The 25,434-nt window shown below is 65.2% G+C and carries 18 protein-coding genes; 11 read left to right on the top strand and 7 right to left on the bottom strand.

Annotation, left to right across the window (positions count from 1 at the left end; all coding sequences use genetic code 11):
* Positions 1 to 6: 6 nt before the first annotated feature.
* Positions 7 to 1,476 carry an aminotransferase-like domain-containing protein gene (locus CR105_RS08695; protein ID WP_099788323.1) on the bottom strand — a complete coding sequence of 490 codons (1,470 nt, stop codon included), beginning with the start codon at positions 1,474 to 1,476 and terminating at the stop codon, positions 7 to 9.
* Between the two features lie 176 nt (positions 1,477 to 1,652).
* Between CR105_RS08695 and aptA the strand changes: the two genes are divergently transcribed.
* From aptA to CR105_RS08660, 7 genes are all read left to right on the top strand, one after another.
* Positions 1,653 to 2,969 carry an omega-aminotransferase AptA gene (gene aptA / locus CR105_RS08690; RefSeq protein WP_099788048.1) on the top strand — a complete coding sequence of 439 codons (1,317 nt, stop codon included), beginning with the start codon at positions 1,653 to 1,655 and terminating at the stop codon, positions 2,967 to 2,969.
* A 13-nt stretch (positions 2,970 to 2,982) separates the two neighbouring features.
* The gene (locus CR105_RS08685) at positions 2,983 to 4,485 is read left to right on the top strand and encodes a CoA-acylating methylmalonate-semialdehyde dehydrogenase (protein ID WP_099788047.1); all 1,503 of its coding nucleotides are present in this window, start codon (positions 2,983 to 2,985) and stop codon (positions 4,483 to 4,485) included.
* 76 nt (positions 4,486 to 4,561) lie between these two features.
* Positions 4,562 to 5,938 carry an NAD(P)-dependent oxidoreductase gene (locus CR105_RS08680; RefSeq protein ID WP_099788322.1) on the top strand — a complete coding sequence of 459 codons (1,377 nt, stop codon included), beginning with the start codon at positions 4,562 to 4,564 and terminating at the stop codon, positions 5,936 to 5,938.
* Entirely contained in the window at positions 5,926 to 7,197 is a 1,272-nt protein-coding gene (preA, locus tag CR105_RS08675) for an NAD-dependent dihydropyrimidine dehydrogenase subunit PreA (protein ID WP_099788046.1), read from the top strand. Before CR105_RS08680 ends, preA begins: the two co-directional genes overlap by 13 nt.
* A 138-nt stretch (positions 7,198 to 7,335) precedes the next feature.
* Complete coding sequence (locus tag CR105_RS08670; protein ID WP_099788045.1) at positions 7,336 to 8,814, top strand: NCS1 family nucleobase:cation symporter-1; 1,479 nt, start codon at positions 7,336 to 7,338, stop codon at positions 8,812 to 8,814.
* A gap of 20 nt (positions 8,815 to 8,834) precedes the next feature.
* Complete coding sequence (gene hydA, locus CR105_RS08665; protein WP_099788044.1) at positions 8,835 to 10,235, top strand: dihydropyrimidinase; 1,401 nt, start codon at positions 8,835 to 8,837, stop codon at positions 10,233 to 10,235.
* Between the two features lie 14 nt (positions 10,236 to 10,249).
* Positions 10,250 to 11,491 carry a Zn-dependent hydrolase gene (locus CR105_RS08660; RefSeq protein WP_180288139.1) on the top strand — a complete coding sequence of 414 codons (1,242 nt, stop codon included), beginning with the start codon at positions 10,250 to 10,252 and terminating at the stop codon, positions 11,489 to 11,491.
* An 18-nt stretch (positions 11,492 to 11,509) separates the two neighbouring features.
* Here CR105_RS08660 and CR105_RS08655 read toward each other — a convergent pair whose 3' ends face one another.
* Entirely contained in the window at positions 11,510 to 12,697 is a 1,188-nt protein-coding gene (locus CR105_RS08655) for an ammonium transporter (RefSeq protein ID WP_099788042.1), read from the bottom strand.
* 286 nt (positions 12,698 to 12,983) lie between these two features.
* Between CR105_RS08655 and CR105_RS08650 the strand changes: the two genes are divergently transcribed.
* On the top strand, positions 12,984 to 14,144 hold the full coding sequence (locus tag CR105_RS08650; RefSeq protein WP_099788041.1) for a zinc-dependent alcohol dehydrogenase: 1,161 nt from the start codon (positions 12,984 to 12,986) through the stop codon (positions 14,142 to 14,144).
* Positions 14,145 to 14,180: 36 nt separating this feature from the next.
* Here CR105_RS08650 and CR105_RS08645 read toward each other — a convergent pair whose 3' ends face one another.
* Positions 14,181 to 15,947 (bottom strand): allantoate amidohydrolase, encoded by a 1,767-nt coding sequence (locus CR105_RS08645; RefSeq protein WP_099788040.1) that lies wholly within the window; start codon positions 15,945 to 15,947, stop codon positions 14,181 to 14,183.
* A 37-nt stretch (positions 15,948 to 15,984) separates the two neighbouring features.
* Positions 15,985 to 16,920, bottom strand: coding sequence for a LysR substrate-binding domain-containing protein (locus CR105_RS08640; protein WP_099788039.1), 936 nt, complete (start codon positions 16,918 to 16,920; stop codon positions 15,985 to 15,987).
* 120 nt (positions 16,921 to 17,040) lie between these two features.
* On the opposite strand from CR105_RS08640, the gene CR105_RS08635 reads away from it, so the two are divergent.
* Both CR105_RS08635 and CR105_RS08630 read left to right on the top strand, forming a co-directional pair.
* Positions 17,041 to 18,243, top strand: coding sequence for a urate hydroxylase PuuD (locus tag CR105_RS08635; RefSeq protein WP_099788038.1), 1,203 nt, complete (start codon positions 17,041 to 17,043; stop codon positions 18,241 to 18,243).
* Between the two features lie 8 nt (positions 18,244 to 18,251).
* Positions 18,252 to 19,481, top strand: coding sequence for a M20/M25/M40 family metallo-hydrolase (locus CR105_RS08630; RefSeq protein ID WP_099788037.1), 1,230 nt, complete (start codon positions 18,252 to 18,254; stop codon positions 19,479 to 19,481).
* 116 nt (positions 19,482 to 19,597) lie between these two features.
* On the opposite strand, the gene CR105_RS08625 is transcribed toward CR105_RS08630, so the two are convergent.
* Together CR105_RS08625 and CR105_RS08620 are read right to left on the bottom strand one after the other, a co-directional pair.
* A complete protein-coding gene (locus CR105_RS08625) occupies positions 19,598 to 20,263 on the bottom strand; it encodes a hypothetical protein (RefSeq protein ID WP_131021667.1) in 666 nt (221 codons plus the stop codon).
* Positions 20,264 to 20,266: 3 nt separating this feature from the next.
* Positions 20,267 to 21,016, bottom strand: coding sequence for a DUF6345 domain-containing protein (locus tag CR105_RS08620; RefSeq protein ID WP_099788035.1), 750 nt, complete (start codon positions 21,014 to 21,016; stop codon positions 20,267 to 20,269).
* Between the two features lie 353 nt (positions 21,017 to 21,369).
* On the opposite strand from CR105_RS08620, the gene CR105_RS08615 reads away from it, so the two are divergent.
* Complete coding sequence (locus CR105_RS08615; protein ID WP_099788034.1) at positions 21,370 to 22,935, top strand: catalase; 1,566 nt, start codon at positions 21,370 to 21,372, stop codon at positions 22,933 to 22,935.
* 81 nt (positions 22,936 to 23,016) lie between these two features.
* Here the strand turns inward: CR105_RS08615 and CR105_RS08610 are convergent, their stop codons facing one another.
* A complete protein-coding gene (locus CR105_RS08610; RefSeq protein WP_099788033.1) occupies positions 23,017 to 25,371 on the bottom strand; it encodes a S9 family peptidase in 2,355 nt (784 codons plus the stop codon).
* Between the last annotated feature and the right edge of the window lie 63 nt (positions 25,372 to 25,434).

Here is a 25,434-nt window from a genome sequence, read left to right as displayed (position 1 = left end):
TCGCTTTCAACGAGGCGCAAACGGCCGCAGGAAGTCGATCAGCGCCGGCGACTCGGCCGCGTAGGCGACGTTGAAGCGGAACCAGATCGAACTGGAAGGGCGCAGCATGAAAAACTCGTTCGGCGACAGCAGGATGCCCGCTTTCAGCGCCAGGTCGGCGATCACCTTGCCGTTCCACTCAGCCGTCGGCGCGACCTGCCAGCCGGCGCTGACGAACATGCCGCCGCGCGGCCTGGCGATCGGCGCCATGCCGGCCTCAAGCAGCCGTTCGATGGTGCGTTCACGCCCGGTTTCGAGCCGGCTTGCCAGCTTCTCGACCATCCGCTTGTACGGCCGCGCCGACACCGCGTGGTACACCGCGCGCTCGTTGATTTCGGATGTCGTCAGGCCGGCCAGCATCTTCACCCGCAGCAGTTCCGGTACCAGCGAATTGGACGCGCAGATCGAGCCGACCCGCAGCACCGGCGACAGGGTCTTCGAAAAGCTGCCGACCCGGATCACCCGCCGCAGTCCGTCCATCGCCGCCAGCGACGCCTCGCCGCGCGCCGCCAGTTCGCGGTAGATGTCGTCTTCCACCAGCCAGAAGTCGAACTGCTCGGCCACGCCCAGCAGCCGGTGCGCCTGCGCCTGCGTCAGCGACGTGCCGAGCGGGTTTTGCAGCACCGTGTTGACGAACATGAGCTTGGGCTGGGTGGCCGCCGCCTGCGCCAGCAGCACCTCGAAATCGAGCCCCGCTTCGCCGCGCGGAATGCCGACCGCGATGCAGCCATGGTGGCGGATCAGCGACGTCAGGTTGCTGTAGCCGGGGTCTTCGACGAACACCGTGTCGCCAGGCTTGGTCAGCGTACGCAGGATCAGGTCGAAGGCGTGGGTGGCGCCGTGCGTCAGCAGCACCTGGTCCGGCTCGGCCGCGAACAGGTCCTCGGCCAGCGTCGCCGCCAGGTGCTGGCGCAAGGTAGGAAAGCCCAGCGGATGGCCGTAGCCGCGCAGCCGCGAAGCCGGGATCTTCATCGCGTGGCGCACGGCGTCGAGGATGGTGGTCTCGCCATACCACTCCGGCGGCAGCCAGCCGGCGCCCACCGGCAGCGCATCCGAGGTGCCCGAATACAGGTCGGGGGTGAGGGCGTCGATGGCGATCGGCGTGGCCGCCAGCGCCGGTATCGGCGCCGCCGCGATATCGCTGCGCGCGACAAAAAAGCCGGAACCGCGGCGCGACGACAGCAGTCCAACATTCAGGAGCCGGTCATACGACTCCACCACCGTGAAGGTGCTCACACCATTACATTTTGCGAATTGTCGCACCGATGGCATTTTTGTACCAACCCGTAATTCCCGCTGGTTTACCATCTGCGCGATCGCTGCCACAATCTGATCGACCAGGCTGCCGCGTTTGGTGCGGTCGATCGCCAGCACCGGCCAGTCCGCGGCGCCGTTACCAACAGGAATATTTTCAGTCGTTGCTGCTGTCTCGTCCATCCACAGCTCCTTTTGCTGCGCCGCGCCAAACTGTACTGTTTCCGCCACCGATACGGTTGGCCGGTTTTGCCGTTTGTGTATATGTGTGATCGTTGTCTCGATGTCTATTATTGCACCATCATTTTGCCAACTGGTAAAAAACTTTTTTTAGCCGTAAAAATTTCTCGGAGAGCCGCATGAATCAATCCAGGCCAGCATCGATGTCCTCATTTTGGATGCCGTTTACCAATAACCGCGACTTCAAGGCCAATCCGCGCCTGCTGGTGTCGGCCGAAGGCATGTACTACAAGGACGTCGACGGCAACAGCGTGCTCGATGGCACCGCCGGCCTGTGGTGCGTGCCATGCGGCCACGCCCAGCCGAAGATCGTCAGCGCCGTGCGCGAAATGGTCGGCCAGCTCGACTTCGCGCCGACCTTCCAGATGGGCCACCCGGCCGCGTTCGACCTGGCCGAGCAGCTGATGGAATACGCCGGCCACAAGTTCGGCCACGTCTTCTACACCAACTCCGGCTCCGAAGCGGTCGACACCGCGCTGAAGATGGCGCTGGCGTACCACCGCGCGCGCGGCGAGGGCACCCGCACGCGCCTGATCGGCCGCGAGCGCGGCTACCACGGCGTCGGCTTCGGCGGCCTGTCGGTCGGCGGCATCGGCGGCAACCGCAAGAGCTTCGGCCCGCTGCTGCCGGGCGTCGACCACCTGCCGCACACCCATGACCTCGACAAGAACGCCTACACCCGCGGCGAGCCCGAATACGGCACCCACCTGGCCGACGAACTCGAACGCCTCGTCACGCTGCACGACGCCTCCAACATCGCTGCCGTCATCGTCGAGCCGGTGGCCGGCTCCACCGGCGTGCTGATTCCGCCAAAAGGGTATCTGAAGCGCCTGCGCGAGCTGTGCACCAAGCACGGCATCCTGCTCATTTTCGATGAAGTCATCACCGGCTTCGGCCGCCTCGCCACGCCGTTCGCCGCCGACTATTTCGACGTCGAGCCGGACCTGATGACCACCGCCAAGGGCCTCACCAACGGCGTCATCCCGATGGGCGCCGTGTTCAGCAAAAAGCACATCCACGACGCCTTCATGGAGGCGCCGGCCGGCATCGAGCTGTTCCACGGCTATACCTATTCCGGCCACCCGGTCGCCTGCGCCGCCGCGATCGCCACGCTCGAGGTGTTCAAGGAGCAGAACATCCTGGCGCACGCGCAGGAGATGCAGGGCTACTGGGAAGACGCGGTACACTCGCTCAAGGGCATGCCGTACGTGACCGACCTGCGCACCATTGGCCTGATCGCCGGCATCGAGCTCGAATCGATTCCCGGTAAGCCTGGCGTGCGCGCATTCGGCGCGTTCAAGAAGGCGTTCGCCGACGGCGTGCTGATCCGCACCACCGGCGACATCATCGCGCTGTCGCCGCCGCTGGTGCTCGAAAAGAAGCACATCGACGAATTGTTCGGCAAGCTTGCCACCGTACTCACACACCTCGACTGACCGAAAGCCTTACATGAATACGCTCGATACCATTACCCATTTCATCAACGGCCAGAAGGTCGACACAACCAGCGGCCGTTACGCCGACGTCTTCAACCCGGCCGTTGGCGAGCCTTGCGCGCGCGTCGCTCTCGGCACTGCCGATGAAGTGGGCGCCGCCGTCGCGGCCGCATCGGCCGCTTTCCCGTCCTGGTCGAACACGCCGCCGCTGGGGCGCGCGCGGGTATTGTTCAAGTACCTGCAACTGTGCCAGCAGCACACCGACGACTTCGCCGCGATGATCACCCGCGAGCATGGCAAGACCTTCGACGACGCCAGGGGCGAAGTCGCGCGCGGCATCGAGATTGTCGAGTTCGCGGTCGGCATCCCGAACCTGCTGAAAGGCGAATTCACCGACCAGATCGCGCGCGGCATCGACGCCTGGTCGATGCGCCAGCCGCTTGGCGTGGTGGCCGGCATCACCCCGTTCAACTTCCCGGTGATGGTGCCGATGTGGATGTTCCCGGTGGCGCTGGCATGCGGTAACACGTTCATCCTCAAACCTTCCGAGCGCGATCCGTCGCCGGCGCTGCTGCACGCCAGGCTGCTCAAGGAAGCCGGCCTGCCGGACGGCGTCTTCAACGTCATCCAGGGCGACAAGGTCACCGTCGATGCGCTGCTCGACCATCCTGACGTGCAGGCCATTAGCTTCGTCGGCTCGACCCCGATCGCCCAATACATCTACGCCCGCGGCAGCGCCGCCGGCAAGCGCGTGCAGGCCTTGGGCGGCGCCAAGAACCACATGGTAGTCATGCCCGACGCCGACATGGAGATGACGATCGACGCGCTGATGGGCGCCGCCTACGGTTCCGCCGGCGAGCGCTGCATGGCCATCTCGGTGGTGGTCGCGGTCGGCGACGCCGGCGACAAGCTGGTGGGGGCGCTGGCCAGCCGAGCCGCCGCGCTGATCGTCAACGACGGCATGGAGATCGGCGCCGAAATGGGACCGGTGGTCACCAGCGCGGCCAAGCAGCGCATCGAAAAACTGATCGGCGAAGGCGTCGAGCAGGGCGCCACCCTGATGGTGGACGGGCGCAACTTCAAGGTGCCGGGCCGCGAGAACGGCTTTTTCGTCGGCGGCACCCTGTTCGACCACGTCACCGCCGACATGACGATCTACAAGGAAGAGATCTTCGGGCCGGTGCTGTGCGTGATGCGCTCGCCCGACGTCGCGAGCGCGGTCAAGCTGATCAACGCCAACGAATACGGCAACGGCGTCGCCATCTACACGCGCGACGGCGGCGTGGCGCGCGAGTTCGTGCGCCAGATCCAGGTCGGCATGGTCGGCGTCAATGTGCCGCTGCCGGTGCCGATGGCCTTCAACAGCTTCGGCGGCTGGAAGAAGAGCATGTTCGGCGACCACCACGCCTACGGCCCCGAAGGCGTGCGCTTCTACACGCGCCACAAGGCCGTGATGCAGCGCTGGCCCAACACCGCCAGTGCCGGCGCCGAATTCGCTTTCCCGCAGATGAAGTAACGCAGTCGCTTTGAATCGGGGAGCTGCGGCCCGCTCCCCGTGTGTCGCCATACAAGAATACCTACCAGGGATGCACATGATCGATTCTCTCAAACACCTGCCAAGGTCTGTCGGGTCTGCGGACGCGTTGGCGCAGCAGTTCACCGACCTGGCGCCGCCGCTGACGGAACGCCAGGCCGCCATCGAAGCGGCGCGCTGCCTGTACTGCTACGACGCGCCGTGCACGCGCATCTGCCCGTCGGACATCGACGTGGCCAGCTTCATCCGCAATATCCACGACCACAACATCAACGGCGCCGCCGTCGGCATCCTCAAGCAGAATATCCTTGGCGGCAGCTGCGCGCGTGTATGCCCGACCGAGATCCTGTGCGAGGACGCCTGCGTGCGCAATCACGACGCCGAAGGCCAGCCGGTCAAGATTGGCCTGTTGCAGCGCCACGCGCTCGATCACGCCAAATTCGACGCCCACCCGTTCCAGCGCGCGCCGGCGACCGGCAAGATCATCGCGGTGGTCGGCGCGGGCCCGGCCGGCCTGTCGTGCGCGCACCGCCTGGCGATGCTCGGCAACGACGTCGTCATTTTCGAGTCGCGCGAAAAACCGGGCGGCCTGAATGAATACGGCATCGCCAAGTACAAGCTGACCGGCAGCTTCGCGCAGGACGAAGTCGAGTTCCTGCTGTCGATCGGCGGCATCGAGGTGCGGCACGGCCAGACGCTGGGCGACAATCTCACCTTGCGCGAACTGCACGCCCAGTACGATGCCGTGTTCCTGTCGCTCGGCCTGAGCGCCTGCCGCACGCTCGGGCTGACGGGCGAGGACGCGCCGGGCCTGATGGCGGCGGTCGACTACATCGCGGCGCTGCGCCAGGCCGACGACCTGTCGGCGCTGCCGGTGCCGCGCCGCGCCATCGTCATCGGCGCCGGCAACACCGCGATCGACATGGCGGTACAGATCAAGCGCATGGGCGCCGAGGACGTGACCCTGGTGTACCGCCGCGGCTTCGAGTCGATGAGCGCGACGCACCACGAGCAGGACATCGCCAAGGCCAACTACGTGCGCATGAAGACGTGGGCCGCGCCGCTCGAAGTGCTGCTCGACGACGACGGCCGCGTGCGCGGCATGCGCTTCGAAGAGACCCGTCTGGACGGCGGCCGCTTGCTCGGCACCGGCGCCTTCATCGAGATCGCCGCCGACGCCGTGTTCAAGGCGATCGGCCAGAGCCTCGATACCGCCGGCCTGTCCGACCCGATGGCCCAGCAGCTCGAGCGCAAAGGCGACAAGCTGCACGTCGACGCCCAGTTCCGCACCGCGCTGCCGGGCATCTATGCCGGCGGCGACTGCGTCTCGCCCGGCCAGGACCTGACGGTCGAGGCGGTCCAGCACGGCAAGCTCGCCGCGCACGCAATCCACAACGACATCCAAACCAAAGCGGGGGCAGCATGGCCGACCTGAGCATCGATTTCTGCGGCATCAAATCGCCCAACCCGTTCTGGCTGGCGTCCGCGCCGCCGACCGACAAGGCCTACAACGTCGTGCGCGCGTTCGAAGCAGGGTGGGGCGGCGTGGTGTGGAAGACGCTCGGCGAAGACCCGGCCGCGGTCAACGTGTCGTCGCGCTATTCGGCGCACTACGGCAAGAACCGCGAGGTCCTAGGCTTCAACAACATCGAACTGATCACCGACCGCAGCCTGGAAATCAACCTGCGCGAGATCACCCAGGTCAAGAAGGACTGGCCGGACCGCGCGATGATCGTCTCGCTGATGCTGCCGTGCGAGGAGCCCTTGTGGGCGGCGATCCTGCCGCTGGTCGAGGCGACCGGCGCCGACGGCATCGAGCTCAATTTCGGCTGCCCGCACGGCATGCCCGAGCGCGGCATGGGCGCCGCGGTCGGCCAGGTGCCGGAGTACGTCGAGATGGTCACCAGCTGGTGCAAGAAGCACTCGAAGCTGCCGGTGATCGTCAAGCTCACGCCCAACATCACCGACGTGCGCGGCCCGGCGCGCGCCGCCAAGGCCGGCGGCGCCGATGCGGTCTCGCTGATCAACACGATCAACTCGATCACCCACCTCGACCTTGACCGCATGGTGGCGTTTCCGATCGTCGGCAACGCCAGCACCCACGGCGGTTACTGCGGTTCGGCCGTCAAGCCGATTGCGCTGAACATGGTGGCCGAGATCGCGCGCGACCCGGCCACGCACGGCTTGCCGATTTCCGGCATCGGCGGCATCGGCAACTGGCGTGACGCGGCCGAATTCATCGCGCTCGGCTCCGGTTCGGTGCAGGTGTGCACCGCGGCCATGCTGCACGGCTTTCGCATCGTCGAAGAGATGAAGGACGGGCTGTCGCGCTGGATGGACGCGAAGGGCTACGCCAGCATCGCCGACTTCCAGGGCAAGGCGGTGGCCAATACCACCGACTGGAAGTACCTGGACATGAACTACCAGGTGATCGCCCAGATCGACCAGGAAAAGTGCATCAAGTGCGGCAAGTGCTACGTCGCCTGCGAGGACACGTCGCACCAGTCGATCGCGCAGCTGATCGATGCGGCCGGCGTGCGCACATACGAAGTGATCGAGTCCGAGTGCGTGGGTTGCAACCTGTGCGAGATCACCTGCCCGGTGGAAGCCTGCATCACGATGGTGCCGCAGGAGAGCGGCAAGGCGTACATGAACTGGACGCAGGATCCGCGCAATCCGCGGCGCGCGGCCTAGGGTCAGACCCGTTTTTTCTTATAGGGTCTGACCCGGGTGTTCGCACGCCAACTCAAACCGGGGTCAGACCCTAACTGAAAAAACGGGTCTGACCCCTGCTACACTCACCCCGTCTATCAACCGATGGAGTCACCCAGCATGAGTAAAGAACTGTCAGCCACCGACCTGTGGAACGCCGATCTCGCCCCCACCACGGCGGCGCAGCGCACCTGGCGCTGGTATCACTTCGCCGCGCTGTGGGTCGGCATGGTCATGTGCATTCCGGCCTACACCCTGTCGGCCAGCCTGATCGAAGGCGGCATGTCCGGCTACCAGGCGGTGATGACGGTGTTCATCGCGAACACCATCGTGCTGCTGCCGATGCTGCTGATCGGCCACGCCGGCACCAAGTACGGCATCCCTTACGCGGTGCTGGCGCGTTCGTCGTTCGGCACCACCGGCGCGCGCATCCCGGCGCTGATGCGCGCGATCGTCGCCTGCGGCTGGTACGGCATCCAGACCTGGTTTGGCGGCAGCATGATCTACACGCTGCTCGGCGTGATGCTCGGCCACGAAATCGGCGGCGACAAGCTGCCGGGCCTCGGCATCAACCTCGCCCAGCTGGCGTGCTTCCTCGCCTTCTGGGCCATCCAGTTCTACTACATCGTGCACGGCATGGAATCGATCCGCAAACTCGAAACCTACACCGCGCCGCTGAAGATCCTGATCTGCTTCGTGCTGCTGGCGTGGGTGCACAACAAGGCCGGCGGCTTCGGCCCGCTGCTCGATCAGCCGTCGCAGTTTGTCGAAGGCGGCAAGAAGGCCGGCCAGTTCTGGAGCACATTCTGGCCGTCGCTCACCGCAATGGTCGGCTTCTGGGCCACGCTGGCGCTCAACATCCCGGACTTCACCCGCTTCGCCAAGACCCAGCGCGACCAGGTCATCGGCCAGACCGTCGGCCTGCCTGTGCCAATGGGTTTGCTGGCGATGCTGGCGGTGATCGTCACCTCGGCCACCGTGGTCTTGTACGGCAAGGCGATCTGGGATCCGGTCGACCTGGCCAGCCGCATGACCGGCATCGCCGTGCTGATCGCGCTGATCGTGCTGCTGATCGATACCGTCAGCGTCAACCTGGCGGCCAACCTGGTTGGCCCGGCCTACGACTTTTCGGCGCTGGCGCCAAAGCATATTTCGTACCGTACCGGCGGCTACATCACCGCCGGCATCGCGCTGGTGATGATGCCGTGGAAGATCCTCGAGACGACCCAGGGCTACATCTTCACGTGGCTGATCGGCTACTCGGCGCTGCTGGGACCCATCGCCGGCATCCTGATCATCGACTACTACTTTATCCGCAAGACCGAGCTCGATGTCGACCAGCTGTACCGCCACGACGGCATCTACTCGTACGGTAACGGCTGGAACATGGCCGCCGTGGTGGCGTTTGCCGCCGGCGTGCTGCCGAACATTCCCGGCTTCCTGAATGCCGCCTTCCCGCAATCGTTCCCGGATGTCGGTGCCGGCTTCAAGCTCGTATATACCTACGCATGGTTCGTCGGTGTCGCCATTTCCGCCCTCGTCTACGGCGTCATGATGAACGGGCGCTCCAGCCCCGCCTTGGCCGCCGCGCACCGCTAGAACACCACCAGGAGAACCAAATGAGTATCTTTATCCGCGGCGGTACCGTCGTCAACGCCGATCGCGCCTTCAAGGCCGATGTGGTCTGCTTCGGCGACAAGATCATCGCCGTCGGCGAAAACCTAGACGCGCCGCCGCACGCCACCGTGGTCGACGCGCGCGGCCAATACGTCATGCCCGGCGGGATCGACACCCACACCCACATGCAGCTGCCGTTCATGGGCACCGTCACCGCCGACGATTTCTTTACCGGCACCGCGGCAGGCCTGGCCGGAGGCACCACCACCATCATGGACTTCGTGATCCCCGATCCGAAGCAGTCGCTGCTCGAGGCGTATCACATGTGGCGCGGCTGGGCCGCCAAGTCGGCCGGCGACTACACTTTCCACGTCGCCGTCACCTGGTGGGACGACTCGGTGCACGCCGACATGGGCACGCTGGTACGCAGGCATGGCGTCAACAGCTTCAAGCACTTCATGGCGTACAAGAACGCCATCATGGCCGACGACGAGACGCTGGTGAAGAGCTTCAGCCGCGCGCTCGAACTTGGCGCGATCCCGACGGTGCATGCCGAGAACGGCGAGCTGGTATTCCAGCTGCAGCAGGACTTGCTGAAAAAAGGCATCCGGGGACCCAGCGCGCATCCATTGTCGCGCCCACCGGAAGTGGAGGCCGAGGCGGCCAACCGCGCGATCGCGATCGCCAACGTTCTCGGCACGCCCGTGTACATCGTCCACGTGTCGTGCGCCGAATCGCTCGAGGCAATTACACGCGCGCGCGCCAAGGGGCAGCGCGTGTATGGCGAGGCGCTGGCCGGCCACCTGGTCATCGACGACAGCGTGTACCAGAGCGCCGACCTCGAATACGCGCGCGCCCACGTGATGAGCCCGCCGTTTCGCGGCAAGCACCACCAGGCCGCGCTGTGGCAGGGCCTGCGCGGCGGTAACCTGCACACCACCGCGACCGACCACTGCACCTTCTGCGCCGAGCAAAAGGCGGCCGGCCAGGACGACTTCACGAAAATTCCCAACGGCTGCGGCGGCGTCGAGGACCGCATGTCGGTGGTGTGGGACGCCGGCGTCAATAGCGGCTTGCTGACGCCATCCGAATTCGTGCGCGTCACGTCGACCAACGCGGCGCAGATCTTCAACATGTATCCGCGCAAGGGCATCGTCGCTGCGGGCGCCGATGCCGACATCATCGTGTGGGATCCGGAAGGCAGCCGCACCATATCGGCCAGGACGCAGTTCGCCAAGGGCGGCTTTAACGTGTTCGAGGGCCGCACCGTGCGCGGCATTGTTTCGCACACGCTCGCCGCCGGCCGTCTGGTGTTCGAGCGCGGCGACCTGCGCGCGGTCGAAGGCGCCGGGCGCCACGTCGACCGTCCCGCATTCACCGCCACCAGCGCGGCCGCAGCATGACCATGGAGAGCACAATGAACGAACTGCGAATCGATGGTGGGCGCCTGTGGGCGTCGCTGATGGAACTGGCAAAGATTGGCGCCACGCCGAAGGGCGGCGTCAAGCGCCTGGCGCTCACTGACCTCGAGCGGCAGGGGCGTGACCTGGTGGTGGGCTGGGCGCGCGAAGCGGGCCTGTCGATCACCGTCGACCAGATCGGCAATGTGTTCATGCGCCGCGAAGGCAGCAACCCGGCGCTGGCGCCGATCGTCACGGGCAGCCATATCGACACGCAGCCGACCGGCGGAAAATTCGACGGCAACTACGGCGTGCTGGCCGGCCTGGAAGTGGTGCGCACGCTGAACGACCTGAACATCACCACCGAGGCGCCGATCGAAGTGGCATTCTGGACCAACGAGGAGGGCTCTCGCTTCGTGCCGGTGATGATGGGCTCGGGCGTTTTCTGCGGCGCGTTCAGCCTCGAGACTGCGTACGCCGCCAAGGACACCGAAGGCAAGACGGTCAGGGACGAGCTGGCGCGCATCGGCTACATGGGCGACCAGGTGCCGGGCCAGCATCCGATCGGCGCCTATTTCGAGACGCATATCGAGCAGGGCCCGGTGCTGGAAGACGCCGACAAGGTGATCGGCGTTGTGCCCGCGGTGATGGGCCTGTCGTGGTACGACTGCGTGGTGACCGGCATGGAGGCGCACGCCGGTCCCACGCCGATGGCGCTGCGCAAGGACGCGCTGCAGGTATCGACGCGAATCATGCAGGAAGTGGTGCAGATCGCGAACCGCTATCCGCCATACGGACGTGGCACGGTCGGCATGGTGCAGCTGTTCCCGAACAGCCGCAACGTGATTCCCGGCGAAGTCAAATTCAGCATCGACCTGCGCAACGTGAGCGACGAGCTGCTGGGCACCATGCACGACGAGATGCTGGCGTTTATCGACAAGACGCGCGCGGAAAGCGGCCTTGCGGTCAGCATCGAGCGCGTGTCGTACTATCCGCCTTGTCCGTTCCATCCCGATTGCGTCGGCGCGGTGCGGGCGGCGACCGAAAAGCTCGGCTACTCGACGATGGATGTCGTCTCCGGCGCCGGCCACGACGCCATCTACGCCGCGCGGCTGGCGCCGGCCGGGATGATCTTCGTGCCGTGCAAGGACGGCATCAGCCACAACGAGATCGAGGATGCGAAGTCGGATCACCTGGAAGCCGGCTGCAACGTGCTGCTGCACGCGATGCTGGAGCGAGCAAAGGTCGTCGCCAGCTAGCCAGTGTGGTGAGAACTGTTATTCCGGCGTTGCGCTGATCTTGTGGACGGACAGGTCGGCGCCATCGAACTCGTCCTCCGGGTCGAGGCGCAAGCCGACCGTCGCCTTCAGCAACCCATACACGGCCAACCCGCCCACGGAGGCGATCACAATCCCCAGCACGGTGCCGGCCAGCTGCGACAAGAACGACACGCCGCCAAGCCCGCCCAGCGCCTTGCTGCCGAAGATTCCGGCAGCGATGCCACCCCACGCGCCGCACAGGCCGTGCAGCGGCCACACGCCCAGCACGTCGTCGATCTTCCACTTGTTTTGCGTCCACGTGAACATCGCCACAAAAATCACGCCGGCGACGGCGCCGGTGGCCAGCGCACCGAGCGGATGCATCAGGTCCGAGCCCGCGCAGATCGCCACCAGGCCTGCCAGCGGGCCGTTGTAGACAAATCCCGGGTCGTTCCGGCCCATCACCAGCGCGGTGAGGGTGCCGCCGACCAGCGCCATGAGCGAATTGACGGCGACCAGGCCATTCATCTTGTCGAGCGTCTGGGCGCTCATCACGTTGAAGCCGAACCAGCCGATGGTCAGGATCCACGCGCCAAGCGCCAGGAACGGAATGCTCGACGGCGGATGCGCGGCCATGCCGCCGTCCTTGTGATAGCGCCCGCGCCGCGCGCCAAGCAGCAGGATCGCCGGCAGCGCCACCCAGCCGCCGACCGCGTGGACGACGACCGAGCCGGCGAAGTCGTGGAACTGGTGGCCGAACCATGACTGCAACGCGGCCTGCACGCCGAAGCGGTGATTCCACGCGATCCCCTCGAACAGCGGATAGATGATCCCGACCAGCAGCGCGGTGGCCATCAGCTGCGGGTAAAACTTGGCCCGTTCGGCGATGCCGCCCGAGACGATGGCCGGAATCGCGGCGGCAAACGTCAGCAGGAAGAAGAACTTGACCAGTTCATAGCCGTTCTTTTCGATCAGCGTCTCGGTCGCGCCGAAGAAGTTGATGCCGTAGGCGATGCTGTAGCCGACGAAGAAGTAGGCGATCGTCGAGATGGCGAAATCGACCAGGATCTTGACCAGCGCATTGACCTGGTTTTTCTTGCGGACGGTGCCCAGTTCGAGGAATGCGAAGCCGGCGTGCATCGCCAGGATCATTATGCCGCCGAGCATGATGAAGAGCGCGTCTGCCCCATTTGTGTGACTGTTCATTACTAAAACTCCCTGAAATCGTGCGGTTATTCGCCCGTGCATTAACGCTGAGCAAAAAACGTGCCATTCCAGTGCGGCGATTCAGTGCCGTTTTCTCGCCTGCAAATGCGACGCGCACCACCAGGGCGCGGTAGTGCACCGCGATAGTGCCTCCTGCCTGTCATTCCACTGTAGGCAAATACCTACCGCCACAACAGTGATCCGCTGACAAGATGCGCGTGACAATATTGCTAGGCTTGCCATACATCCCGCATAGAACACCGGGCAACCACATCAGGAGAAAGCAATGCGAGCGCTCACTTACCATGGCAGCCACGAAGTTAAAGTCGATACTGTCCCCGATCCAATATTGCAAGAGCAGGATGACGTCATCCTGAAGATTACCGCGACGGCCATCTGCGGCTCGGACTTGCACATGTACCGCGGCAAAATCCCGGCCATGAAGAGTGGCGACATTCTCGGCCACGAATTCATGGGTGAAGTGGTCGACGCCGGACCAAAAGTGACCGCGCTGCAAAAAGGCGACCGCGTGGTGGTGCCGTTCGTGATTGCGTGCGGCAGCTGCTTTTTCTGCGACATGGATCTGTACTCGGCCTGCGAGACGACCAATCCGGATCGCGGTTCGATCATGAACAAGAAGAGCCTGCGTTCCGGCGCCGCGCTGTTTGGCTTCAGCCACCTGTACGGTGGCGTGCCGGGCGGGCAGGCGGAGTATGTGCGGGTGCCAAAGGCGAACGTCGGCCCGATCAAGATCCCGACCAACCTGGCCGATGAACAGGTGCTGTTCCTCTCCGATATCCTGCCGACCGGTTACCAGGCAGTGCTCAACACCGGCGTCACCAAGGGCGGCTCGCTGGCCATTTTTGGCGCCGGGCCGGTCGGCCAGATGGCGGCGGCCAGCGCCAAGATGATGGGAATCGACCGCATCTTCATGGTCGACCATCACAAGTACCGGCTCGACTTCGCCACCGAAACCTATGGCGTGGTGCCGTTCAATTTCGATGATGGCGACGCCGCCGAATTCATCCTGCAGGCCACCGACGGACGCGGCGTCGATGGCGTGATCGACGCCGTCGGCTTCGAGGCCAAAGGCAGCAAGATCGAGACGGTGCTGACCGACCTGAAGCTCGAAGGCAGCAGCGGCAAGGCGCTGCGCCAGTGCATCGCGGCGGTGCGGCGCGGCGGCATGATCAGCGTCCCTGGTGTGTACGCGGGCTTCATCCACGGCTTCCTGTTCGGCGACATCTTCGAGAAGGGCATCGGCATCAAGGCCGGCCAGACGCACGTGCAGAAGCACATGCCGGAACTGCTGAAGGCGATCGAGGAGGGCAAGCTGCATCCGAACGCGATCATCTCGCATCGCATGAAGCTCGAGCAGGCTGCCGAGGCCTACAAGATGTTCGACAAAAAAGAGGACAACTGCAGGAAGGTTGTGCTCACGCCGTAACTTGTCGGGGTCTGTGCCTGGGGACTGGCGTCCCCGTCAGACCCCGGCTGCTTCGCGCGGCTTGAAATTGCGGAAGAAGTCGAGCAGCACGCGCGCCGCTACATCGGCGTCATCGGCCGTCATCGTCTCGAGCCGGTTATGGCTGATGCCGCCGTTGCCGCAGCGCGTAAACAGCATCGCCACATCCGTCATCTTCGCCATCGCCATCGCGTCGTGGCCGGCGCCTGACGGCAGGTCGAAGCGCGGCAGGCCGGCCCGTCCGACCGCGGCGCCCAGCTGGTCCATCAGCCAGGGCGCACAAGGCGCCGCCGATGCCGACACTACCTGCCGAATGCTCGACTGCACCTGGCGCCGCGCGCAGATTTGCGCGATCGCATCGAGGACGTCCGCCACCGCCGCCAGCCGTACAGCGTCGTCGGCCGCGCGGATGTCGAGCGACAGATTGCAGTGGCCCGGAATCACGTTCACCGACCCATTCGGTACCTGCAGCTGGCCCACCGTGCCAACCAACGAAGCGGCCTGGCCGCAGCGGCGCTCGACCATGAGCACGATTTCGGCGGCTGCCGCGGCAGCGTCCTGGCGCATGTGCATCGGCGTGGTGCCGGCATGGCTGGCCAGGCCGGTCAGGTCCACCAGGTAGCGCGAGCTGCCGGCAATGGCGGTGACCACGCCAACCGCAAGGCCGTGCTCGAGCAGCACCGGGCCCTGCTCGATATGCACCTCGACAAACCCCAGCACGTCCGCCGGATTGCGCGCAATGGCGGCAATCGCGCCGACATCGTGCCCCGCGTCGGCCAGCGCCGCGCGCATCGTGACGCCGTCGGCATCGACCGCATCGAGCTGCGCCATGTCGAACTGCCCGGCGACGGCGTTACTGCCGAGGAAAGTGCTCTTGAAGCGCACCCCTTCCTCTTCGGCGAAACCGATGATCTCGAGGTCGAACGGCAGCCGCTCGCCGTGCTGGCGCAGGTGGCGCACGATCGCCAGCGGCAGCAGGATGCCAAGCCGGCCGTCGTACTTGCCGCCGTCGCGCACGGTGTCGTAGTGCGAGCCGGTGATCAGCGTTTTGGCGCCCGGCCGCCCGCAGGCATAACGGCCGACCACGTTGCCGACCGCGTCGATGTGCGCTTCCATGCCGGCCTCGCGCATCCATTCGGCCAGCTGGCCGGCGGTGCGCTGGTGGGCCGGCGTCATGTAGGAACAGGTCAGGCCGTCCTCGGCATCGCTCCAGGCGCCGATCACTTCCGACCAGTACATCACCGCCGGACCGAAATCGAGCTGCACGTGCAGCAGGTCGTTGAGGCGCAGTTCGGCGATGCGGTGGATCTGGCGCAGGCACTCGGCCATCTCGCCAGCGCGCTGGTTTTTAAGCCGTCGCGTGAAGGTGTCGATGATGGCCTGGCGCGGCAGGCCGCGGCCGTCCGCACCCTTCACCGCGAGGATGAAGGGGAAGCTGAACTTCATGTTGTAGTCGGCGTTGAGCCGGTGCAGGGTCGCGTATTCTTCCGCGCTGCACAGGTTCAGTCCGGACTTTGCCTGCTCGCTGGCCGATTCGGGCGTCAGCTCACCGGCGATCGCCGCCTTGCCGGCCAGTTCGGGGTGGGCGCGGATCAGGCCAAGCTGCTCGTCTTCGGTGGCCGCGGCGACCGCATCCTGCAGCGCCAGCTTGAGCGCGGCGACGGTGGCGAATGGGCGCTTGTGCGCGGCGCGTTGCGGGATCCAGCGCGAGTGTTCGTAGATGCCGTGCAGCGCGTCGGCGAAGTCGGCTTCGCGGCAGCAGTTCAATTCCGATAGTGTCGTCATGGCGATATTGTCTGCTATGGATAGTGTGATGACAAGCTTACTTCGGCAATGCCCGCGCCGCGGCGCTGACCTGGTCGCGCAGCCACTTGTGCTCAGGCGCCTGGTGCACGCGCTCGTGCCACAACTGGTAGAAGCGCATCGGCGGGAACTTGACCGGCACGGCAAAGCTCTTGAGCGGCAGCGTCTTTTCGTAATAACGCATGAACTGGCGGCCGGTGGTGAGCACCAGGTCCGTTTGCGTCAGCATGTACGGAATCAGGCCGAAGTAGGGCGACTCCACCGCGACGTTGCGGGCCATGCCCTGGCGTTCGAGGAAGGCGTCGATCACGCCCAGGTTCCCCGGCACCATCTGCGACGGCGCCACGTGCGGCAGCGCCAGGTAGTCTTCCACCGTCATGGCGTCGCTGGCGGTGCGCTTGGCGTACGGGCAGTCGGCGCGCATGGTGCACACGATCGGGTCTTCGAACAGCTTCGAAATGTGCAGGTGCGCCGGCGGCTCGTCCCAGTTGGCGATCACCAGGTCCATGTCGCCGTCGGACAGCATGCGCGTGTAGTCGATGCCGGCGCCGAGGCTGTGGATCACCACGCGGCTGTTGGGCGAGCCGCGCCGCAGCGCCGCCACCACGTTGGGCAGGAATTGGCTGTCGAGGTAGTCGGGCGCGGCGATGCGGAAGGTGCGCGCTTCTTCCTGCGGCACGAACGGCGACTTCTTGATGAACAGGCTCTCGGTTTCGTCGAGGATGCGCTTGGCCGGCTTGAGCAAGCTCTCGCCGTGCTGGGTCGGCACCATGCCGCGCGCGCCGCGCACCAGCAGCGGGTCGCCGGTCAGCTCGCGCAGCTTGCGCAGCGACGCCGAGATCGAGGGCTGCGGCTGATTGAGCTTGAGCGCCACCCGCGAGACGTTTTTTTCGACCAGCAGCAGGTACAGGATGCGGATCAGGTGCAGGTCGAGGTGGACGGGGAGGCTGGCCATGTTGAGTATATGAAAACGAATATGTCGAATATACTTGATTTTTCATGTCATCGGCAGCGAATCAGGCTATCTTCGTACACTGGCGCCGCTGCGTCTGCTGCGCCCGCACCTAGGAACCCCATGGAAGTTTTCGACTATCTGATCCCGTACGCGCTGGACTGGTTCAATTTACTGCTGCGCTGGCTGCACGTCATCACCGGCATCGCCTGGATCGGCGCGTCGTTCTACTTCGTCTGGCTGGACAACACGATCCGCCCGCCGGCGCCAGGGTCCGAGCTGGCGAAGAAGGGTGTGTCGGGCGAACTGTGGGCGGTGCACGGCGGCGGCTTCTACAATCCGCAAAAATACCTGGTGGCCCCAAGCGAACTGCCGAAGGAACTGCACTGGTTCAAATGGGAGGCTTACGCCACCTGGCTGTCCGGCTTCGCGCTGCTGACCATCGCCTACTACTTCAACGCGCAGGCGATGATGATCGACAAAGCGGTGGCCGACCTGTCGACCTGGCAGGCGGTCGGCATCGGCATCGGCAGCCTTGTCGTCGGGTGGACGGTCTACGACCTGCTGTGCCGCTCGAAGCTGGGCCAGCACGACCTCGCGTTCGGCGTAGTCATGTTCGCCTTCCTGGTGCTGAGCGCATGGGTGCTGAGTAACTACCTGAGCGGGCGCGCCGCCTACATCCACGTCGGCGCGATGATCGGCACCATCATGGTGGCCAATGTGCTGATGCTGATCATTCCCGGCCAGCGCAAGATGGTGGCGGCGATGGCGGCCGGCGGCAAACCCGATCCGATCCACGGCCAGCGCGCCAAACAGCGCAGCGTCCACAACAACTACTTCACCTTGCCGGTGCTGTTCATCATGATCAGCAACCACTACGCGATGACCTACCGCCATCAGCACGCGTGGGCGGTGCTGGCGGCAATGATGGCGGCCGGCGTGTTGATTCGCCACTTCTTCAACCTGCGCCACCGCGGCCGCACGGAGTGGCGCTATCCGGTTGCCGGCGTGGCGGTGCTGCTGGCGCTGGCGGTGGCGATCGCGCCGAAGGCGCCGGTGGTGGCGCCGGCGGTGTCGTTCGCCCAGGTGCAGGCGATCGTCACGCAGCGCTGCGTGTCATGCCACTCCGACCATCCGACCCAGCCTGGCTTTGCGGCGGCGCCGGCCGGCATCATGCTGCACACGCCTGACCTGGTGCGGCAGAATGCGGCGAAGGTCTACCAGCAGACAGTGCAACTGAAGGCGATGCCGATCGCGAACCTGACCAACATGACGGACGCCGAACGCGCGCAGGTCGGCGCCTGGTTCGAAGCCGGCGCCAAATAAGGACTCACATGCAAACCCAAGAAAAGCTCACCAGCTGGATCGACGCCCATTTCGACGAGGAAGTCGCCTTCCTGCAGCGGGTCATCGCGATTCCAACCGATACCCCGCCGGGCAACAACGCACCGCACGCCGACGCGGTGGCCGACATGGTCGCCGGTTTCGGCTGGAGCGCCGAGAAGCACGCGGTGCCGGCACAAGCGGTGCGCGACTACGGCATGGAGAGCATCACCAACCTGATCGTGCGCCGGCCTTACCAGGCGGGCGGGCCGACCATCGCGCTCAACGCGCACGGCGACGTGGTGCCGCCAGGCGAAGGCTGGACCAGGCCACCATACGGCGGCGTCATCGAGGACGGCTTCATCTACGGGCGCGCGGCGGCGGTATCGAAGTGCGATTTTGCGACCTTCATCTTTGCCGTGCGCGCGCTTGAGGCGGCAGGTGTCGCGCTGAAGGGCGGGGTCGAGCTGCACTTCACGTACGACGAGGAATTCGGCGGGCTGCTCGGCCCTGGCTGGCTGCTCGAGCAAAAGCTGACCAGGCCGGATTTTGTCATCGCGGCCGGCTTCAGCTACAACATCGTCACCGCCCACAATGCCTGCCTGCAGCTGGAAGTGACGGTGCACGGCAAGTCAGGCCATGGCGCGATGCCGGAGACCGGCGTCGATGCCTTGCAGGCGGCCACGCGCATCCTGAATGCGATCTACGGCCAGCTGCCTGAACTGAAGAAGATCAAGTCGAAAGTGGCGGGCATCGATTCGCCGACCATGCTGGTGGGACGCATCGACGGCGGCACCAACACCAACGTCGTGCCGGGCAAAGTGGTGCTGAAGATGGACCGCCGCATGATTCCCGAAGAGGATCCGGTGGCGGTGGAAGCGCAGGTGCGCGCGCTGATCGAGGATGCGGTGCGCGGCGTGCCGGGCATCCGCGTCGAGATCCGGCGCCTGCTGCTGTCGCACGCGTTGCGGCCGCTGGAGGGTTCCGAGAAGCTGGTGGCGAGCCTGCAGAAGAACGGCCGGCAGGTGATGGGCGAGGAGATCACCGCGCAAGGCACGCCGCTGTATGCGGACGCACGCCTGTACGGCGAGCACGGGATACCGGCGGTGCTGTACGGCGCCGGACCGCGCACGGTGCCGGAGTCGAACGCGAAGAAGGCCGACGAGAAGCTGGCGCTGGACGACTTGCGCAAGGCGACCAAGGTGGTGGCACTGACGCTGCTCGATTTTTTGGCCGTGTAGGGCACGATTTCCAGCACTGGTCTTCACCGGGCTGGCATGGCAGGCGATTCGCCTGCGCGGGAACGACGTTGCAATGTGCGTCAGTTTAGCTCGTCGTTCCCGATTTTGGCGCGTTGCTAGCAGCGTCCTCGCGTGCCGGTGGCCAGCCCGTCGTCACCGCGCGAACAGATCGGCAGGTAGGTCTTTTCGGTTGTCTGCACCGCCAGCACGTAAGCTTGCCGCTCGAGCTTATGGCGCACCAGCCGCAGCGCCACCGACGCGGCCCCGAGCACCGGAATGCCGGCCACCGAGTGGCGGTACGCGCCGACGATGCGGCTCAGGACCGGCTCAGAGACCTTGCCGGCAGGGTCGGCGCCTTGCGCCTTCATCTGCCACAGGCGCTCGAACGCGATGCTGCCCTGGTCGCCCGCCCATTCGGCGATGTTGAGCTTCCTGGCCACTTCATTGACCTGGCGCGTCAGCGTCTCCTTGTCGGCAACCTCCTTGAACAGCGACTGCAGCGGCGCCAGCGCCGAGACGTATTGCATCGCGCCGGACGCGTGGTACAGCCTAGCGCGCGCGCCTTGCGCCAGGCGCACCACGGTCTGCGCGTCGGTCGACACCCAGTCGCCGTGGCCGCTGGCGCAGTCGTCCTCGCGCGTGGCCGCGACACTGGCCAGCAGGTGGCGGGTGCGCGACTTGAGCTCGTCGAGCGAAAACTGCTGGACCGCGATGATGTCGGCAGTGGCGGGGATGTCGACGGCGTCGGCCATCAGGCCTTGTATCAAAAGTTGTGCGTCCATGGTTCAACCCTCCGTCCAATACCACAAGATGCAGGCCTGCTGGGCAGGTGCGCGATCCGGATCGACGCTGCCGTGGCCCCAGAAATGATCGCGGTTCAAGGTGCTGCGGTCCCAGCGGATGTTGCCCTTGTTCCAGGTCGCAGCATCGCCGACGCACACGGTGATCGGGTGATTCTCGACCCACCAGTCGGACACGCCGTCGTGCCAGGCGTGGCTGACGGAGTCGCCGTGGATCAGGCTGTCGCCGACGTCCTCGCCGCATTCATCTGTGGTGGTGCCGTCCCACATCGTGCCCCACGCGTCGCAGTAGATGTGCAGGCGCGCAAAGATGTTCCACAGGCCGGTGACGCGGTTCAGGTCGACCGTGTCACGCGAATACGCCATCACCCATTCGGCGTTCCAGTTTTCGCCCAGCTGCCACTGGTCCGAGAACGTGCGCCAGTTGGTCTGCGCCGTGTCGTACAGCAGGCGCGCGCGGCCGTCGGCCTCGTGGTTGCCGTGCGTCTCGATCCAGAACAGGTCGACGTCGTCGACCCAGTTGACATCGTCGCCGCCCTTGTCGGCGTCGCGGATGTCGGTTTCCCAGGCATTCGTATTGGACCAGTAGAACGCGCGCGCGTGGCCGGCCGAGCGCAGCTTGCCGTCGATGCCGTTCGCGCGGTTGAACGTGTACGTCAGGTCGCCGGCGGTACTGACGCCGGCCGCGCGTGCATGATTGAAATATCGTATCCCTTCCACCCCAAAGCGTGCCATTGCATTCTCCGGTTCAGACATCGGTGAACGCACATGCTGCTGGTCAATGGTACAGATCGCCGGCACGTGCGAAGCAGCCTTAACAGTATCGGCGCAGGTGTCTCGGACTCTGCTGTAGAACAGGGAGGAGGCGATTGGGCGCGATGTTCTTTTAGGCATTGTGGCGCACGCGTTGGGGGTAAAAAAGGGCACCGGTGCTTTAAGCCTTGCTCTTCATTTCAACGGAGTAAAAGCGGCCAATTTTGCTTCCGCATGGACAAAACCTATTAATTGCATAGTGATAATTAATTTCCCGTATGCAAACCCGGCGGATAGGATAGCTATTCAATCAGAAACTTAGATAGGGAATAACTATGAATGTGTCATTGCACGCCATCGGCCGCTTTACCACTTGCGCCTTAACGCTGGCTTCCGGCGTCATCGCCCTCTCGCAGGATGTGCTGGCCCAGGCGCCGGCCCAGACCCAAACGCTTACCAAAGATAATGGCGCCCCTGTTGGCGACAACCAGAACAGCCAGACGGCCGGTCCCGGCGGCCCGACCCTGCTGCAAGACGTGCATTTGGTGCAAAAGCTGCAGCGCTTTGACCGCGAACGCATTCCGGAGCGCGTGGTGCACGCGACCGGCACGGGCGCCCATGGCGAATTTACCGTCACCGACGACCTGTCGGATTTGTCCAAAGCGAAGCTCTTTGCCAAGAACACCAAAACGCCGGTCTTCGTGCGTTTCTCGACCGTGATCCCGAGCCGCTCCGGCGCCGAGACCACGCGTGACCCGCGCGGCTTCGCTACCAAGTTCTATACCCAGGAAGGCAACTGGGACCTGGTCGGTAACAACCTGCCGATCTTCTTCATCCGCGACGCCATTAAATTCCCGGACATGATTCATGCGCTGAAACCGTCGCCGATCTCGAACGTGCAGGAGCCCGAGCGCGTCTTCGATTTCTTCTCGCACGTACCGGAGGCGACCCACATGCTCACCCGCGTGTATTCGAACTACGGCACGCCGGCGACCTACCGCGAAATGAACGGCAGCAGCGTGCATGCTTTGAAGCTCGTCAACGCTCGCGGCGACTACGTGTACGCCAAATTCGCGTGGAATTCGCGCCAGGGAGAGCGCAACCTGCGCCCGCAGGAGATCCCGGCCATCCAGGGCAAGAACACCAGCCACGCCACCGTCGACCTGTACGGCGCGATCAATGCCGGCAAGTTCCCGCAGTGGGACCTGACGGTGCAGGTGCTCAAGCTGGAGGACCTCGGCAAGTTCGATTTCGATCCGCTCGACGCGACCAAGATCTGGCCGGGCATCCCCGAGCGCAAGGTCGGCACGATGGTGCTTAACAAGGTGCCGGAAAACTTCTTCGAGGCGACCGAGCAGGTCGCGATGGCGCCGGGTAACCTGGTGCCGGGCATCGAAGCGTCGGAAGACCGCATGCTGCAGGGCCGTCTGTTCTCTTACGTCGACACCCAGCACCACCGCCTCGGCGCGAACTTCCAGTCGCTGTCGATCAACAAGCCGCTGGTGGCCGTGAACAACAATCACATCGACGGTGCGGCGAGCACCGGTAACCGCAAAGGCCTGGTGAACTACGAGCCGAGCCGCCTGGCGCCGCTCAAGGAAGACCCGCGGGCACGCAGCAGCAACTTGCCACTGACCGGCACTACCCAGCAGGCGCGCATCGCCAAGACGCTGAACTTCCGCCAGGCCGGCGAGTTCTACCGCTCGCTGAGCGCGCAGGAACGCGACGACCTGATTGCCAACCTGTCGGGCGACCTGAAGGCGGTCAAGAACGTCGACAGTCTCGATACGATGCTGTCGCACTTCTGGAAGGCCGACGCCGACTACGGCAACCGTCTGGTGAAAGCGGTCGGCGCCAACCCCGGCAAGGTCGCTGCGCTGGCGGCGGCATTGAAGGAGTAAAGGCAGCAGTAAAGGGGGCAACGAAAACGGGGCGGCCAGGCCGCCCCGTTTTGCATCTGCCGGCGGGCGCCGTAGTCAGTATTATTTCAGCGTTCGTTCGAACAGCTGATAGATGCGCCGGTACTGGTCGTACCAGCTTTCCGGCTGCACGAAGGCATGCTTTTCGAGCGGGTAGCTGGCCAGTTCCCAGTTGTCCTTTTTCAGTTCGATCAGGCGCTGCGCGAGGCGCACCGAGTCCTGGTAGAACACGTTGTCGTCGATCATGCCGTGCGCGATCAGCAGGTTGCCGCGCAGCTGGTCGGCGTACTCGATCGGCGACGACTTGCGGTATGCCTCGGGGTCGAGTTCCGGCGTGTTGAGGATGTTGGCGGTGTAGTCGTGGTTGTAGGTGGTCCAGTCGGTGACCGGGCGCAGCGCGGCGCCCGACTTGAACATGTCCGGCGCGCGCATCAGCGCCATGAACGTCATGAAGCCGCCGTAGCTGCCGCCGTACACGCCGACGTTCTTGATGTCGCCCTGCTGGTGGGCCACCATCCAGTTGACGCCGTCGATGTAGTCCTCCAGCTCCGGATAGCCCATCTGGCGGTAGATCGCCGTGCGCCAGTCGCGCCCGTAGCCTTTCGAGGCGCGGTAGTCCATGTCGAGCACGATGTAGCCGCGCTGGACCAGCAGGTTGTGGAACATCTGCTCGCGGAAGTACACCGGATAGCGCTTGCTGACGTTTTGCAGATAGCCGGCGCCATGCACGAACATCACGATCGGATATTTCTTGCCCGGTTCGAGCTGCGCCGGGCGGTACATCTTGGCCCAGATGGTGCCGGCGCCGTGGGTCGACGGCACCGCCACGTATTGCGGCTCGATCCACTGGCGCGCCTTGAAGGCGGCGCTGCGGCTGTCGGTCAGCACTACCGCCGCGCCGCCGCGCGCCGGCACCGTCGCCAGCTGCGCCGGCACGTAGCTCGACGAGTAGTGCACCAGCAGCCTGGCCTGGTCCGGCGACAGCGCAAAGCGCTCGACGCCGCCGAGCGACGTCACTTCACGGACGGCGCCATCGCGCGCAGACACGGCGCACACTTCGTAATCGCCCGGCATGCGGCGGTTGCACAGCATGTACGCGGTGGCGCCGTCGGACGACCAGGCGATATTGGTCGCTTCCCATTTGCCCTGCGTGAGCGCGCGCGATTTGCCGTCGGCGCTCATCGTATACAGGTGCGCGTAGCCGCTCTCTTCGGACTGGTACCACAGGGTGCTGTTATCAAGCATCCAGCCAAAATCGTTGTTGCCGTTGTTGATCCAGGCCGTGTCGGTCTGGCGGTGTAGCGGCTTGAGTTTGCCGCCATCGAGGTCGACGGTGGCGATCCAGCGGTCCTTGTTGTCGACCGAGCGCACCATCACGGCGGCCCGCGCGCCGTTCTCGCTCCACTGGATGGCGGCGCCGTCGTCGTCGACGCGCACCGCGCGGCTGCCCTTGAGCGGATCGATCTTGCGCGCCACGCGCAGCGCCGCCAGCGGATCGGTGCCGATGCCGGGCAGGCTGTCGAACGACAGGTCGCGCACCTTGCCGGTGGAAAGGTCGACCAGCTTGAGCGTGTGCGGCGCCGGCATGTTGCGCCCGACGCGGGTGCGCTGGTCGTCGAATTCCTCGTAGCCCGATTCGGTGACGTAGCGCGGCAGCTTGCCGATGCGGCCCTTTTCGCCGGCCTTTGGCGCCGTTGCCAGCAGCAGATAGCGCCCGTTCGGCGACATCGCGCTGCCGTCGATGACGACCTTGTCGCCGAGGTAGATCGGCGCCGGCGCGCGGGTGGCGTCGGCGCGGCGTTCCTGCTCGGCGCGCGTGCGGCCGGCGTCGCGCTCGTCCTTCTGGCGCTGCAGCGTGGCGATCAGGCGCAGCTGGTCGCTGCGCATGGTGTCGTCGTCCGGCGGCGCGGCCGGGTCTTTCGCCGCGCGCGCCATCGCCAGTGGCGAGAGCAGGCGGTCGGCGCGGTTCCAGGTCAGCCACTCGTGGCCGACGCGGAACTGGATGCTGCCGCCATCGGCCGAATACTGCGGCGCCGCCACCGCATTGGCGCCGCGCGTGACCTGCGTCAGCGTGCCGGTGGTGAGGTCGCGCTCGAACAGGTCGCCGTTACGCAGCAGGATGCTGCGCGTGCGCGCGCGGTTGTAGACCACGGTGGCGCTATCGAGGTTGGCCAGCTCGGTGTCGCCGATCAGGCGCGGTGCGCCGGCGGCAGCTTCGAACGTGTCGCGCAGCGGCGAGCCGGCGCGCTTCTGTTTGTAGAACACCTGCCTGCCATCCCAGCTCCACCAGGCCGTTTCGGCGGCGGCGCCGATCCAGTCCGGATGGGCCATCGCCTGGTCGAGGCTGACGGGGGTGGAAGCGGCGGCGGGCAGCGCCAGCAAAGCGGCGGCCAGGAAGGAAAGGGCGGAAAGTCGCATCGAGAGGGGCAGTAGAAGGAGGGATCGGCTTGCGTATGAGAGTTGCAAGCAGGCATTCTAGCT

The sequence above is a fragment of the Massilia eurypsychrophila genome (assembly GCF_002760655.1).
Taxonomy (GTDB): Bacteria; Pseudomonadota; Gammaproteobacteria; order Burkholderiales; family Burkholderiaceae_D; genus JAFCUW01.
The sequence above is the reverse complement of the archived record's forward strand: the minus strand, read 5'-3'. Positions and strand labels throughout refer to the sequence as shown.